Here is a 751-nt window from a genome sequence, read left to right as displayed (position 1 = left end):
TCATCAACCACGATATTTCCGTCAGTATCTCTGACAAAATCCCAGTCCTTGACTTCTTTGTTGCCCCATGAGTGATCTGGATTGAATGGTCGCATGGTTACAAGTAAATGCACATGTGGGTTCCCATCGTTCTTATCGTGTATGCTCCAATCGGCACACATTCCCTTGTCCACGAAAGTTTTTTGAATATATTCGGTTGTATAATCAATCTGTTCCTGTCTGCTCCATTCTTTCGGCAGGGAAAATTCAAATGAGCGTCCAAGCTGTGCATCTGCATTTTTTTCTATCTTTAAGACCTCATTCCATAGACGCTGTTTCTGAAATGTGATTTTAAACTTTTCCAGTGCGGCATCTTTATCATCCGCTCTTTTATAACGGATAGACTGTTGAAACCTTTTTATATTTTCTTCCGGTACATGCAGCCATTCAGGAGGTGCATTTTCGCACATCATCAGACTGGTGTAGACGACTTCCTTTTTGGAAGTATAGTAACTGATTCTGCCTGTTTCCTCATTCTTCATCACATCTCCATTAAGATATGCCGATGCGGATATGACAGATTTTCCTTTACTGCGCCCGACAATCTTTACTGTAAAGTGAAATATCGCCATGATACGATTCCCCCTTTCTGCCGTATCCGGCATTGATTTCCGACAGCATCTTCTTCTGGTTTTGCAGGAGTGAAGCTGTCGGAACGCCCTCTGCGCAAGAGTGCCCCCTGCGGCATGAGCAGGTCTGGCTGAAAGCCCCG

At 44.1% G+C, this 751-nt stretch carries 1 protein-coding gene; it reads right to left on the bottom strand.

Going from position 1 to position 751, the window contains the following annotated elements:
- Nucleotides 1-611 (bottom strand): MobA/MobL family protein (locus tag WMO43_RS14260; RefSeq protein WP_353531590.1); only part of this gene is annotated, 611 nt, incomplete at its 3' end.
- Nucleotides 612-751 lie beyond the last annotated feature (140 nt).

Origin of the sequence: Maccoyibacter intestinihominis, from assembly GCF_040096355.1 — a bacterium.
In the GTDB taxonomy this organism is placed as follows: Bacteria; Bacillota; Clostridia; order Lachnospirales; family Lachnospiraceae; genus Maccoyibacter; species Maccoyibacter intestinihominis.
Note: the sequence above shows the minus strand (reverse complement) of the source record. Positions and strands in the feature narration are given on the sequence as shown.